Raw genomic sequence first — 13875 nt, 5'->3', positions numbered from 1 at the left:
ATCCACGCCATGCGTGGATGCCGCCCCCCACCCCATCAGGCGGGACGGGCCACGCAGGCAGGTACAATGCGCCATGACTGACTTTTCGACCCTGCCGCTGAGCCCGGCCCTGCAGCCTGGCCTGGACGCCCTCGGCTACACCACTCTCACCCCCGTGCAGGCGCAGAGCCTGCCGGCCATCCTGGACGGCCGCGATGTAATCGCGCAGGCGCCGACCGGCAGCGGCAAGACCGCCGCCTTCGGCCTGGGCCTGCTGCAGGCCATCGACCCCAGCATGATCCGCGTGCAGGCACTGGTCCTGTGCCCGACCCGCGAACTGGCCGACCAGGTCGGCAAGCAGATCCGCAAGCTGGCCACCGGCATTCCGAATCTGAAGCTGTTGCTGCTGGTCGGTGGCGTGCCGCTGGGCCCGCAGCTGGCCTCGCTGGAGGGCCACGACCCGCACGTGGTGGTCGGTACGCCCGGCCGTGTGCAGGAACTGGCGCGCAAGCGCGCGCTGAATCTGGGCGCGGTGCGCACGCTGGTGCTGGACGAGGCCGACCGCATGCTCGACATGGGCTTCGAGGAGCCCATCCGCGAGATCGCCGGCCGCACCCACAGGGATCGCCAGAGCCTGCTGTTCTCCGCCACCTTCCCCGACAGCATCCGCGCCATGGCACGTGACCTGCTGCGCGAGGCGGTGGAAGTGACTGTGGAAGGCGCCGACCAGGCCCCCGCCATCCGCCATCTGTTCTGCGAGGTTGAGCCGGCGCACCGCCAGAAGGCGCTGGCCGGCCTGCTGCTGAAGTACGCGCCGGAATCGGCGGTGGTGTTCTGCAACACCCGCAAGGACGTGGACGAAGTGGCCAACTCGCTGCAGCAGTTCGGCTTCTCCGCACTGGCCCTGCACGGTGACATGGAACAGCGCGACCGCGAGGAGGTGCTGCTGCTGCTGGCCAACCGCAGCTGCAACGTGCTGGTGGCCAGCGACGTGGCCGCACGCGGCCTGGACGTGGAAGCGCTGGCCGCAGTGATCAACTACGAACTGCCGACCGACGTGGAGAGCTACCAGCACCGCGTGGGCCGTACCGGCCGTGCCGGTGCCAGCGGCCTGGCGATCAGCCTGGTGGCCGGACGCGAGAAGACCCGCGCCGAAGCGATTGAAGCGCAGATGGGGCAGCCGCTGGACTGGCAGAAGACGCCGCTGGCGACCTCGCGCCCGGCCGAACTGCCGCAGGCCGCGATGCGCACCCTGCGGATCGACGGTGGCAAGACCGACAAGCTGCGCCCGGGTGACATCCTCGGCGCGCTGACCGGCGACGCCGGCCTGTCAGCCAAGTTCATCGGCAAGATCGCGATCTTCCCGACCCGCTCCTATGTGGCGATCGCGCGCGAGCAGGCCAACAAGGCCGTGGCCCGGCTGGAGGCCGGCAAGATCAAGGGCCGTCGCTTCCGCGTGCGGATGATGTGATTGAAGCCGCGTTGCCAACCACGGTTGGCAACGACCGGCTCCCGGCCATTCGCCAGGGTGGATGCCAACCCCGGTTGGCACCCAGCCCCTGATCAGAACACCAGTTCGGTGTGCAGCGGCAGGCCCGCTTCCCAGCGCGCGCGGCCACCCAGGCCGTCCAGCTCGACCAGCACGCCGGCACCGACCACATCCACACCCAGGCGGCGCACCAGCGACAGTGCGGCGACCAGCGTACCGCCGGTGGCCAGCACATCGTCGATGATCGCCACGCGCGCGCCGGCCGGCAGCGCATCGGCATGCACCTCGATGCAGTCGCTGCGGTATTCGAGCGTGTATTCCTCGCGCAGCACCTGGCCGGGCAGCTTGCCCGGCTTGCGCACCGGCACGAAGCCCACCCCCAGTTCCAGCGCCATCGCGGCGCCGAGGATGAAACCGCGCGATTCGATGCCCACCACGGCATCCAGCTTCTGGTCGCGCCAGCGATCGGCCATCGCAGTGATCGCGCCGCGGAAATCCTCGCCGTGGGCGAGCATCGGCATGATGTCCTTGAACAGGATGCCGGGCTTGGGGAAGTCGGCGATGTCGCGCAGGCGGGAGGACCAGGCGGAGACGGCCATGGTGGCGTCGGTCATTGCAGCTACCAGCGTGTATGGCGGCATAGGGTAACCGGTTCGCTCGCGCGCTGCCCGTTCCCGGTACCTGCGCGCCAATGCGTTCCATCAATGGCCACGTGCCGTCACGCCAAAAATCGCACACGCGTGCGATAATCGCCCTAACCGGTCATTCACCCAGCCTGCGCCATAAGCAGGCCGACGCCTGCCCGCCTTCATCGGCCCGCAGCCGCCCGGGATGCCGATGGTCCCCGCCACGCTCTGCGCGCGCGGGCCTTTCCCCGCCTGCGCGCGGGTTACTGCAATGAGGTTCATGCAACGTGGACGAGACGACGAAGGTTCCGGCCCTGTGCCGTGTGCTGGTGGTCCTGCTCGGCATCCTGGTGACGCTGTTCGGCCTGGCGCTGCTGGTCGGCGGGGTTCGCCTGGTACAGCTGGGGGGCAGTTGGTATTTCCTGCTGATGGGCGCGGTGTCGGCGGTGGCCGGCCTGCTGCTGGTGCTGCGCCGGCCGAGCGGTGCGCTGCTGTATGGCCTGGCCTTCCTGGCCACGCTGCCGTGGGCACTGGTCGATGCGGGCTGGAATTTCTGGCCGCTGGTATCGCGGCTGGTGATGCCGGCGGTGCTGGCCCTTCTGGTCGCGCTGGCGTGGCCGGTGCTGCGTCGCAGCCGCGGCCAGGTGGCCGGCCGCGGCGCCTATGGCGTTGCCGCCGTGCTGCTCGTCGGCCTGCTGGGCACGGCGCTGTCGGCGTTCCAACCCCGACCGCTGCAGACTGCGCAGGGTGCGACGCCGCCGGTGGTACCGGTGGCCAAGGGTGCCGAGCAGCGCGACTGGATGCACTGGGGCAACACCACGGCAGGTACCCGCTTTGCCGCGCTGGACCAGATCACCCCGGCCAATGTGAAGGAGCTGCAGGTCGCCTGGACCGCGCGCACCGGTGACGTGCCGGAAAGCAACGGCTTCGGCGCCGAAGACCAGAACACCCCGCTGCAGATCGGCGACACCCTGTACCTGTGCACCCCGCACAACCAGGTGATCGCCATCGATGCCGACTCCGGCAAGCAGCGCTGGGCCTTCGACCCCAAGGCCACTGCACCGAACTGGCAGCGCTGCCGCGGCCTGGGCTATTTCGATGCGACCACCGCGCCAGCCGTTGCCGCGACCCCGGCACCGCTGCCGGCCCCCGCCACGACCGGCACCGGCGCGGCGCTGTGCGAACAGCGCATCCTGATGACCTCCATCGATGCGCGCCTGTTCGCGCTGGATGCGAAGACCGGTGCGCTGTGCCCGGACTTCGGCAGCAACGGCGTGGTTGACCTGAAGACCGGCATGGGCGAGATCAAGCCGGGCTTCTACACATTGACCGCTGCGCCGCTGGTCGCCGGCGAGCTGATCGTGGTCGGCGGCCGGGTGGCTGACAACATTGAAGTGGGCGAGCCGTCCGGTGTGGTGCGTGCCTACAACGTGCGCAGCGGCGCGCTGGCCTGGGTCTGGGATCTGTCGCGGGAAACCCCGGACGTGCCGCTGGATCCGTCCATCCACTACACGCGCGCCACGCCCAACGTATGGACCTCGATGGCCTACGACCCGCAACTGGGCCTGGTCTACCTGCCCACCGGCAATACCACCCCGGACCAGTGGGCGGGCGAGCGCACGCCGCAGGATGACAAGTACAGCTCGGCCGTGGTCGCGCTGGACGTGGCCACCGGCAAGGAGCGCTGGGTCTATCAGACCGTCCACCACGACCTGTGGGACTACGATCTGCCCGCACAGCCGACCCTGGTCGACGTGCCCGACGGCAAGGGCGGCACGTTGCCGGCACTGCTGCAGGTCACCAAGGCGGGCCAGATCTTCATGCTCAACCGGCAGACGGGCGTACCGATCAGCAAAGTACGCGACATTCCGGCGCCGCAGGGCAACGCCGAAGGCGAGCGCTACGCCGCCACCCAGCCGCTGTCGGTTGGCCTGCCGCAGATCGGCGCCGAAACGCTGACCGAGTCGGACATGTGGGGGGCTACCCCGATCGACCAGATGCTGTGCCGCATCCAGTTCAAGCAGTTCCGCTACGACGGCATGTACACGCCGCCGGGCGAGGATCTGGCGCTGCAGTGGCCGGGCTCGCTGGGAGGCATGAACTGGGGCAGCGCTTCGGTCGACCCGACCACGGGCTACCTGTTCGTCAACGACATGCGCCTGGGCCTGTGGACCCGACTGATCCCCCGCGCGCAGATGACCAGCGGTGCCGGCGGCGTGGAAATGGGCGCGGCCTCGCAGACCGGTACGCCGTACGGCTCGCTGCGCGACCGCTTCCTGTCCAAGCTGGGCATTCCCTGCCAGAAGCCGCCGTTCGGCACGATGTCGGCGATCAACCTGGCTACCCGGCAGCTGGTCTGGCAGGTGCCGGTGGGCACGGTGAAGGACACCGGGCCGATGGGCATCAAGATGCGCCTGCCGATCCCGATCGGCATGCCGACGCTGGGCGGGTCGCTGGCTACGCAGTCGGGCCTGCTGTTCTTCGCCGGCACCCAGGACTACTACCTGCGCGCCTTCGACAGCCGAACCGGGGAAGAAGTGTGGAAGGCCCGCATGCCTGTGGGCAGCCAGGGCACACCGATGACCTACGTCTCGCCGAAGACGGGCCGCCAGTACGTGGTGATTTCCGCCGGCGGCGCGCGCCAGTCGCCAGACCGTGGCGACTACGTGATCGCCTACGCGCTGCCGAAGCGCACGTAGCCCCTGCCACGGGGCGCGGCCTGCCTGGCCGCGCCCCGTGGGTACCGGTTGCGGGTTCGAGCGCTTACCATTCAAGGTCGAACCTGATGAAAGCTGCTGCCATGCCTGCCGTTCCTCCCAGCCGTAGCACCAAGCGCCCCCCTGCGCCACCGCGGGATCGCGGCCTGGCCCATGAGCTGATGCAGCAGATCCAGGAAAACCAGGGGGACCCGGATTTCATGACCTCGCTCGGCCGCGGCCTGGCCGTGCTGAGCGTTTTCTCGCAGCATCCGCGCGAAGTCACCATGTCGCAGATCAGCAGTGACACCGGCATCTCGCGCGCAGCGGTGCGACGCGTCCTGTACACGCTGGAAAAGCTCGGCTATGTGGGTGAGCAGGGACGTGGCTACGTGCTGCTGCCGCGTGTGCTGGGCATGGGGGGCGCCTACGTTGCGTCGTCCTCGATGACCGCTGCGGCGCAGCCGGTACTCGATGCGCTGCGCGATGACGTGCACGAATCGTGCTCGCTGGGCGTGCTCGATGGCGATGACATCCTGTATGTCGCCCGCGCGGAGACAGTGCGCATCATGTCCATCGGCCTGCGTGCGGGCAGCCGCCTGCCCGCGTATTGCACTTCGATGGGCCGGGTGCTGCTGGCCGCACTGCCGCGCGACACGCTCGAAGGCTATCTGGAACGCACTCCCTTGCGGCCGCGCACCGAACGCACGGTCACGCGCATGGAGGACTTCCTTGAACTGCTGGAGAAGGTGCGACGCGAAGGCGTTTCGCTGGTCGACCAGGAACTGGAGATCGGCCTGCGCTCGATCGCGGTACCGGTGCGTTCGCGCAGCGGCGAAGTGGTCGCCGCGCTGAACATCGGCACCCAGGCCGGCCGCATTGGCCTGGGCGTGATGCAGACCCAGCTGCTGCCCCGCCTGCGCGAAGCCGCGCAACGCCTCGGTACGCTGTTGAATTGAACTGCACTGAATCTGGTAGTGCCGGCCAGCGGCCGGCCTTGCCGATGTGCAGGAGGTTGCCGGCCAGCGGCCGGCACTACCGTTCCGAAGCCTGCTCTTCCAGGATCGGCCTGGCCAGCGCGAAGGCGTGGTTGGCCGCAGGCACACCGCAGTAGATCGCAGCCTGCAGCAGCGCTTCCTTGATCTGCTCCGGCGTCACGCCGTTGTTGCGGGCCGCGCGGATGTGCAGCTTGAACTCCTCGTCATGGCCCAGCGCCACCATCATCACGATGGTCAGCAACGAGCGCGTGTGCCGCGGCAGGCCCTCGCGCGTCCATACCGTGCCCCATGCGGTGCGGGTGATGAATTCCTGGAATTCGGCGGTGAAGTCGGTGCGGGCTTCCAGCGAGCGCTCCACATGGGCCTCGCCCAGCACCTGGCGGCGTACCGCAAGGCCAGCTTCGTAACGTTCCTGTTCGTCCATCGGGGTCTACCTGTTGAGCGAAGGTCAGTGCTGCACGGAAAGATGCGCGGCCAGTGCATCGGTGAAGGCCCGCGGCGATTCCACGTTGCAGAGGTGGCGGCCAGGCACCTGCGCATAGTGGCCATGGGCCACGCCGTGGGCGATCGCCTGCAGCTCGGCGGGGACGCACACCGGATCCTCGTCGCCGGCAATGGCCAGCAGCGGCACGCTGATGCGCCCCAGCGCCTCCCGGAAGTCGGCCGTGCCGACCGCGTTGCAGCAGCCCACATAGCCGGCGACGCGGGTAGCGAGGAAGCGCTGCAGAATGTCTTCAACCTGGCTGGCGTGGGTCTGTGCAAAGGCAGCCGTGAACCAACGCTCGCGGGTGCCATCGACCAGCGGCAGCAGTCCATCGTGCTGGACCTGGGCGATACGGGCCTGCCAGCCCTCCAGCGTGCCGATCTTCGCCGCGGTGGCCGCCACGGTGAGCGTGCGCAGCCGGTTACCGGCGTGCACGCCCAGCCACTGCCCGGTCAGGCCACCGATCGACAGCCCGCAGAAGTGACTGCGCTCGATGCCCAGGTGATCCCACAGGGCCAGCACGTCCGCGCCCAGTTCGGCCACCGTGTACAGGCCCGGCGGTGCACTGGACTGGCCGTGGCCGCGGCGGTCGTAGCGCAGGATGCGGTAGTGGGCGGCCAATGCCTCGACCTGCGGCTGCCACATGCCCAGGTCGGTGCCCAGCGAATTGCAGAACGTCAGCCATGGCCCGTCGGCTCGGCCTTCGGTCCGGTAGTGCAGGCGATGCTGGGGGAGATCGAGGAAGGGCATGCGTGCTCCAGCGGTCAACGTGACGGTCAGCCGCGCGCGAGCACGCGGTCGATCCAGGTATCGGCCATGCCACGCCAGCTGTCGGCAGCGAACAGGGCATCCAGTTGCGCAGCAGACAGCTGCGCGGACACGTCCGGCATCTGCCCCAGCACCTCGCGCAGATGCTGCGATTGTGCCAGCGCCTGCTTGGCCGCGCGTTCCACCAGGGCGTGCGCGGCCTGCTTGCCGATGCGCTCGCCCAGGGTGACCGCCACCGCCTCGGCATAGAGCAGGCCACCATGGCTGTCCAGGTGCTGGCGCATGCGCGCGCGGTCCAGCTGCAGGCCCTGTATCACCACGGACACCTGGGCCAGGCTGCCGGCACACAGCCGCACGATTTCCGGCACGGTGTCCCACTCCGCGTGCCATTGCCCCGCCGCGCGCTCGTGCGGCTGTGGCATCGCGCTGAACAGCGTGGACAGCAGGCCCGGCACGCGCGTGGCGGCGGCGATGGCCGCCACGCAGCCGACAGGATTGCGCTTGTGCGGCATCGCCGACGATCCGCCCTTGCCCTCGCCCGCCGGCTCAAACGCTTCGGCCACCTCGGACTGCATCAGCAGCACGATGTCGGTAGCGATCTTGCCGAGGCTGCCGGCCAGCAGCGCGAACACGCTGCCGAGCTCGGCCAGGCGATCGCGCGAGGTGTGCCAGGGCAGCGCCGGCAGCGGCAACTGCAGCTCATCGGCCAGCGCTTCGCCCACGTCCAGTCCTCGTGATTGCAGCGAGGCCAGCGTGCCGGCTGCACCGCCGAACTGCAGCACCAGGGTATCGTCGGCAAGTCCCTCCAGGCGACGCTGGCTGCGTTGCAGGGCATCCAGCCAACCCGCCGCCTTCAGCCCGAACGTCACCGGCACTGCCTGCTGCAGCAGCGTACGCCCGGGCAGACCGGTACCGCGCTCGGCCTGGGCCAGCCGCGCCAGCGCGGTGCACAGGACCTGCAGGCGCGCCCGCACGTGGCCGACGGCCGCGCGCAGCTGCAGCATCGCGCCGGTATCGATGATGTCCTGGCTGGTGGCGCCCCAGTGCACCCAGCGCGCGGCTTCGGCGTCGCGCGCCGCGACCTGCGCGGTGAGCGCCTTCACCAGGGGAATGGCCGGGTTGCCGGCCAGGGCCGTCGCTGCCGACAGCGCCGGCAGCGGGTACAGGTCCGCGCTGCAGGCTGCTTCGATCGGGGCGAGCGCCGCAGCGGGAATCACCCCGCATTGCACCTGCGCACGGGCCAGCGCGCGTTCAACATCCAGCATCGCCTGCAGGCGCGCCTCGTCGGTGAACGCAGCGTCGACGGCGGGGTCGCCGAACAGACCGCCCAGCAGCGTTGGGGAGTGACTCATCGGTGCAGTCCATCATGGGTGGCCACAGCTTACCCGCGCCCGCCGAACGCGGGCGTGGAGTGGCCGGAAGGCGCGTCGAGGGCGCCGTGATCAATAGGAAAAGAACACCGTCTCGTGCGGGCCCTGCATGTGCACGTCCCAGCGGTACAGGCCGCTGCCCTGCGCCTGCGCGACCAGGGTGTGGCGGCGCTCTGCAGGTACCAGCGCCAGGATGCCGTCCTCGCCGTTGCTGGTCTCGTCACTGAAGTAGATACGGCCACGGGCGGCCTGCAGCAGGCCGCGCATGAACACCAGCACGATCAGATGCGGCGCCTGCGGCGCGCCGCGCAGGCCCGGCACGCGCCCCGGCTTGACGGTACTGAAGGCGAAGCGACCCTGCTCGTCGGTGGGCACCCGGCCCCAGCCATCGAACGCCGGGTCGTGGTCGTCACTACGCGGGTCCTCGGCATGGGCATAGATGCCCTGCGCATCCGCCTGCCAGATTTCCAGTACTGCATCGGACACGGGCACGCCATTGCCATCGAACACCTGGCCCTGCACTTCCACGCGCTCACCGCGCGCGGCAGCCGGGGCGATGTCGGTGCGGTACAGCGGCTCCAGGCCCAGGCGGTAGTATGGGCCCACGGTCTGCCACGGAGTGGATTGGAAACTCATGGTCTTACTCCCAGACGGTCATCTTGCGACCGCGCAACACGATGTCGAAGCGGTAGCCCAGCGCGAATTCGTTGGCGGTGTTTTCCCAATCGAACGAGGACACCATGCGCTCGCGCGCATTGGCATCGTCCACGCAGTTGTAGATCGGATCGAACGCGAGCAACGGGTCGTTGGGGAAATACATCTGCGTGACCAGGCGCTGGCCGATGCCATCGCCATGCAGTGAGAAATGGATGTGCGCCGGCCGCCAGGCGTTGTAGTGGTTGCGCCACGGGTACGCACCGGGCTTGATGGTGGTGAACCGGTAGCGGCCTTCGCTGTCGGTCAGGACCTGGCCGGTGCCCTTGAAGTTCGGGTCCAGCGGCGCGTCGTGCTGGTCGCCCTTGTGCAGGTAGCGGCCGGCGGCGTTGCACTGCCACACCTCGACCACGGTATTGCGCACTGGACGGCCATTCTCGTCCAGCACGCGGCCACTGACGATGATGCGTTCGCCCTGGGGCTGCCCGGCGAAGCCTGCGGTCAGGTCGGCGGCATGCGCCCCGAGGGTGATCCGGTCCAGGCGCGGGCCGGTCACTTCCGAGAGCGTCACCGGGATGGCGATCGGGTCGGTGCCCGGCCCGCGCAGCGCAGTGGAGGCATAGGGCAGATGGATGCGCGGCGGCTGGCTGCCGGGATACGGCTTGCGGTAGCCGCGCAGTTCGGTGGGATCGCTCATGGCGTGCTCCTGTTGGCGAGCGGCCCGCAGGCCGCAGCTGTCGTGCAGATTACGGGGTCGCGGGGTGACTCACACGCGTTCAAGGGCCAGGGCCACGCCCTGCCCCACGCCAATGCACATCGTGGCCAGGCCGCGCCGTCCACCGCTGGATTCCAGCTGGCGCAGCAGGGTCAGCGCCAGGCGCGCACCGCTCATGCCCAGTGGATGACCCAGGGCGATGGCACCGCCATTGGGGTTCACGTGCGCGGCATCATCGGGCAGGCCCAGCTCGCGCATGCAGGCAAGGCCCTGCGAGGCAAATGCTTCGTTCAGTTCGATGGCATCGAAATCGGTGATGGACAGGCCCAGGCGGGCCATCAGCTTGCGGCTGGCCGGCACCGGGCCCATGCCCATGATGGCCGGCTCCACGCCGGCGCTGGCAAAGCCGAGGACGCGTGCGCGCGGGGACAGGCCCAGCGCCTTCACCTGCGCACCGGACGCCAGCAGCAGTGCGGCGGCGCCGTCGTTGATGCCCGAAGCGTTGCCGGCGGTGACCGTGCCCGGCTGACGGAACAGCGGTTTCAGCCTGGCCAGCGCTTCCATCGTGGTATCGCCGCGCGGGTGCTCATCGCGGTCGACGGTCACGGTTTCGCCGCGCTTGCGCCCCGGCACGTCCACCGCCACGATCTCGCCGTCGAAGAAGCCACGCGCCTGCGCGGCCGCTGTCCGCTGCTGGCTCCGCAGGGCGAACGCATCCTGGTCCTCGCGGCTGATGCCCTGCCGCTCGGCCACGTTCTCGGCGGTCTGGCCCATCGTCTCCACGCCATGCAGTTCGCGCAGGCGCGGATTGATGAAACGCCAGCCCATGGTGGTGTCTTCCATCTGCTGGTCACGGGCGAATGGGGAGGTCGCCTTGCCCATCACGAACGGCGCGCGCGACATTGATTCGACACCGCCAGCGATGGCCAGGCCGAGTTCGCCTGCGGCGATGCCACGGGCCACGGTGCCGATCGCATCCAGCCCCGAACCGCACAGCCGGTTGACCGTGCTGCCCGGTACCGTCACCGGCAGGCCGGCCAGCAGCAGGCTCATGCGGGCGACGTTGCGATTGTCTTCACCGGCCTGGTTGGCGCAGCCCAGGTAGACATCCTCGACCAGCGCCGGGTCCAGCTGCGGATGGCGTGCCAGCAGTGCCTTCAGCGCCATCGCCGCGAGGTCGTCGGCACGCACGCCGGACAGCGCGCCGCCGTAACGACCGATCGGGGTGCGGATGCCATCAACGATGTAGGTCTCGTGCAGGCTCATCTCAGGCTCCCTCGGGCAGTGCCAGCGGCAGGCCAGTCAGTTCACGCAGCTGTTCGATGTCCATGCCGTCCACCATTTCCAGCACGGTCGCGCCATCGGCACCGAGGTCGAACACCGCCACATCGGTATACACCCGCGACACGCAGCGCAGCCCGGTCAGCGGGTAACTGCATTCGGACACCAGCTTGCTTTCACCGTGCTTGGTGAACAGATCCATCATCACGAAGACCTGCTTGGCGCCGATGGCCAGGTCCATGGCACCGCCCACGGCGGGGATCGCGTCGGCAGCACCGGTACTCCAGTTGGCCAGATCGCCGTGTGCCGACACCTGGAAAGCACCGAGGACGCAGATGTCCAGGTGACCACCGCGCATCATCGCGAACGAGTCGGCATGGTGGAAATAGCAGCCGCCGGTCAGCAGGGTGACCGGCTGCTTGCCGGCGTTGATCAGGTCCGGATCTTCGTGGCCCGGGGCCGGCGCCGGCCCCATGCCCAGCAGGCCATTCTCCGACTGCAGGAAGATCTCCTTGTCGGCCGGCAGGAAGTTGGCCACCGTGGTCGGCAGGCCGATGCCCAGGTTGACGTAGGCACCTTCGGGAATGTCACGCGCCACGCGCGCGGCCATCTGTTCGCGGCTGAGCCTGTTCATGCCTGCACTCCTTCGGCTGCAACCTGCACCACGCGCTGCACGAAGATGCCGGGGGTCGCCACCGCCTCCGGGTCCAGTTCGCCCAGCGCCACCACATCACGCACCTGCGCGATGGCGCAGCGTGCGGCCATCGCCATCAGCGGGCCGAAGTTGCGCGCCGTCTTGCGATACACCAGGTTGCCCCAGCGGTCACCGCGGTCAGCCTTGATCAGCGCGAAGTCCGCGTGCAGCGGGTATTCCAGCACGTACTGGCGGCCATCGATCTCGCGCGTCTCCTTGCCCTGGGCCAGCTCGGTGCCATAGCCGGTGGGGGTGAAGATCGCGCCCAGGCCGGAACCGGCGGCGTGGATGCGCGCGGCCAGGTTGCCCTGCGGCACCAGTTCCAGTTCGATCTCGCCGGCGCGGTAAGCGGCGTCGAAGTGCTGCGAGTCCGCCTGGCGCGGGAACGAGCAGACGATGCGGCGCACGCGCTTGTGCTTGATCAATGCCGCCAGCCCGGTATCGCCGTTGCCAGCATTGTTGTTGATGATCGTCAGTTCGCGCGCGCCCTGTGTGATCAACGCATCGATCAGCGCGTCGGGCATGCCGGCGGTCCCGAAGCCACCGATCATCACCGTGGCACCATCATGGATATCGGCCACCGCTGCTTCCACGCTGGCCAGAGTCTTGTCGATCACTGCATTGCTCCTTGCCCACGCGGCCGGCGACCATCACCGGCGTACTGCGGGGACACTGCGAAGGGAAAACACAACCCGGCCATGGTCGCCATGTCACCTCGCCCGGTCAATGCGATATTCGGACATGTGATTCGATAATCGCACATTGCATGACATGCGTAGCGCATGGGGTTCAGCGCCTTTTCTGTCCCACGCCTACGCGCAGGCCCAGGCACGCCCAGGCCGCGAGCAGCAGTGGCAGCGCGCACAGCACATACAGCGCCGCAGGCTGCCAGTGGCGGTCGACCAGCACGCCTACGGTCAGCGGCGAGAGAATCGCGCCGACGCGGCCGATGCCGATCGCCCAGCCCAGGCCGGTCGTCCGCACGTCGGCGGCGAACACCACTGGCGCGGCCGCATACAGGCCAGCCATCGCCGCGAACAGCGCCGCGCCGATCACAAAGGCCAACGGGAAGGCGACGCCCAGCCGCGTGTTGAAGGCAGCGAAGCCCAGCATCGACACCATGGCCAGCAGCAGCGCGCCTGCGGTCAACTTCGACAGCGACCAGCGCGAAGCGAGCCAGCCGAACAGGCTGCCGCCGACGATGCCGCCCAGGTTCAGCAGCACGCCACCGGTGATGCCCTGCTGTGCCGACACCCCGGCCGAGACCAGCAGTTTCGGGGTCCAGCTCAGCACGAAATAGAATGCGAACATGTGCAGGAAGAAGGCCAGTGCGATCAGCAGCGCGACCCGGCGCAGATCACCCACGAACAGCGCCGCATAGCCCTGCCGCTGCCCCGTACGCACGGCGGCAGGCGGCAGGGCCGGCAGTTCCGGCATGCGCATGCGCGCGCGCAGTGCATTCAGCCGCGGCAGCGCGTTGGGCGGGCGACGCGCAACCAGGAAGTCCAGCGATTCGGGCAGGCACGTGAGCACCAGCGGAATGCACAGCAGCGATGCCGCGGCACCGATCAGGAACACGCTGTGCCAGGACCAGTGCTCCAGCATCCACGCCGCCAGCAGGCCACCGGCGGTGGCTCCGATCGGATAGCCGGTGGCCTGCAATGCGACCGCCGTGCTGCGCCACTTGGCATTGGCGTATTCGGCGGTGATCACGCCCACGCCGGCCAGCATGCCGCCGATGCCGATGCCGGTGTACACGCGCAGCGCGCCCAGCTGCCACGCATTGGCCGCCAGCGCCGACAGCGCCATGCCGCTGGTCAGGATCAGCAGGCAGCAGATGATCATCGGCCGCCGGCCCCAGCGGTCGGCCAGCGGCGCCAGCAGGAACGATCCCAATGCCATGCCGACCAGTCCGGCACTGAGCATCAGCCCCAGCACCTTGCCCGACAGCGCCCAGTCCGCCGACACATGTGGCGCGGTGAAAGCCATGACCATCACATCGAAGCCATCGAGCATGTTCAACAGCACGCAGATGGCGATGGCGGTCCACTGGAAAGGACTCATCCGTTCCAGGATGAGCGAGGGTGCAGCGGCGGGGGCATGGCTCATGGCACGGTTTCC

Annotated in this window: 13 protein-coding genes; 3 read left to right on the top strand and 10 right to left on the bottom strand. The window is 68.8% G+C overall.

Annotated elements, in window-relative coordinates:
* The first annotated feature begins 73 nt into the window (after positions 1-73).
* Positions 74-1450: an ATP-dependent RNA helicase DbpA gene (dbpA, locus tag AC5P9C_RS17505; protein ID WP_074726046.1), complete on the top strand. Its 1377-nt coding sequence runs from the start codon at positions 74-76 to the stop codon at positions 1448-1450.
* A gap of 92 nt (positions 1451-1542) precedes the next feature.
* On the opposite strand, the gene AC5P9C_RS17500 is transcribed toward dbpA, so the two are convergent.
* Complete coding sequence (locus AC5P9C_RS17500) at positions 1543-2082, bottom strand: adenine phosphoribosyltransferase (protein ID WP_495205231.1); 540 nt, start codon at positions 2080-2082, stop codon at positions 1543-1545.
* A gap of 299 nt (positions 2083-2381) precedes the next feature.
* Here AC5P9C_RS17500 and AC5P9C_RS17495 point away from each other — a divergent pair, with 299 nt between their 5' ends.
* Both AC5P9C_RS17495 and AC5P9C_RS17490 read left to right on the top strand, forming a co-directional pair.
* Positions 2382-4793 (top strand): membrane-bound PQQ-dependent dehydrogenase, glucose/quinate/shikimate family, encoded by a 2412-nt coding sequence (locus tag AC5P9C_RS17495; protein ID WP_495205230.1) that lies wholly within the window; start codon positions 2382-2384, stop codon positions 4791-4793.
* A 101-nt stretch (positions 4794-4894) separates the two neighbouring features.
* Complete coding sequence (locus AC5P9C_RS17490) at positions 4895-5749, top strand: IclR family transcriptional regulator domain-containing protein (protein ID WP_150827408.1); 855 nt, start codon at positions 4895-4897, stop codon at positions 5747-5749.
* A gap of 76 nt (positions 5750-5825) precedes the next feature.
* Here the strand turns inward: AC5P9C_RS17490 and pcaC are convergent, their stop codons facing one another.
* From pcaC to AC5P9C_RS17445, 9 genes are all read right to left on the bottom strand, one after another.
* On the bottom strand, positions 5826-6212 hold the full coding sequence (gene pcaC / locus AC5P9C_RS17485; protein WP_049464447.1) for a 4-carboxymuconolactone decarboxylase: 387 nt from the start codon (positions 6210-6212) through the stop codon (positions 5826-5828).
* Between the two features lie 24 nt (positions 6213-6236).
* On the bottom strand, positions 6237-7022 hold the full coding sequence (gene pcaD / locus AC5P9C_RS17480; protein ID WP_053463258.1) for a 3-oxoadipate enol-lactonase: 786 nt from the start codon (positions 7020-7022) through the stop codon (positions 6237-6239).
* A gap of 26 nt (positions 7023-7048) precedes the next feature.
* A complete protein-coding gene (locus AC5P9C_RS17475) occupies positions 7049-8392 on the bottom strand; it encodes a 3-carboxy-cis,cis-muconate cycloisomerase (RefSeq protein WP_074726048.1) in 1344 nt (447 codons plus the stop codon).
* Between the two features lie 90 nt (positions 8393-8482).
* On the bottom strand, positions 8483-9046 hold the full coding sequence (pcaG, locus tag AC5P9C_RS17470; protein ID WP_074726049.1) for a protocatechuate 3,4-dioxygenase subunit alpha: 564 nt from the start codon (positions 9044-9046) through the stop codon (positions 8483-8485).
* Positions 9047-9050: 4 nt separating this feature from the next.
* On the bottom strand, positions 9051-9761 hold the full coding sequence (pcaH, locus tag AC5P9C_RS17465) for a protocatechuate 3,4-dioxygenase subunit beta (protein ID WP_049464439.1): 711 nt from the start codon (positions 9759-9761) through the stop codon (positions 9051-9053).
* A gap of 69 nt (positions 9762-9830) precedes the next feature.
* Positions 9831-11045: a 3-oxoadipyl-CoA thiolase gene (gene pcaF / locus AC5P9C_RS17460; RefSeq protein WP_414608186.1), complete on the bottom strand. Its 1215-nt coding sequence runs from the start codon at positions 11043-11045 to the stop codon at positions 9831-9833.
* A 1-nt stretch (position 11046) separates the two neighbouring features.
* Positions 11047-11694 (bottom strand): 3-oxoacid CoA-transferase subunit B, encoded by a 648-nt coding sequence (locus AC5P9C_RS17455; RefSeq protein ID WP_074726050.1) that lies wholly within the window; start codon positions 11692-11694, stop codon positions 11047-11049.
* The gene (locus tag AC5P9C_RS17450; protein WP_074726051.1) at positions 11691-12371 is read right to left on the bottom strand and encodes a 3-oxoacid CoA-transferase subunit A; all 681 of its coding nucleotides are present in this window, start codon (positions 12369-12371) and stop codon (positions 11691-11693) included. The genes AC5P9C_RS17455 and AC5P9C_RS17450 overlap by 4 nt, the downstream gene beginning before the upstream one ends.
* Before the next feature lie 172 nt (positions 12372-12543).
* The gene (locus AC5P9C_RS17445; RefSeq protein ID WP_167522416.1) at positions 12544-13863 is read right to left on the bottom strand and encodes an MFS transporter; all 1320 of its coding nucleotides are present in this window, start codon (positions 13861-13863) and stop codon (positions 12544-12546) included.
* Between the last annotated feature and the right edge of the window lie 12 nt (positions 13864-13875).

The organism is Stenotrophomonas sp. YJH_SMC_10, assembly GCF_059371555.1.
This window is presented reverse-complemented; position numbering and strand designations above follow the sequence as displayed.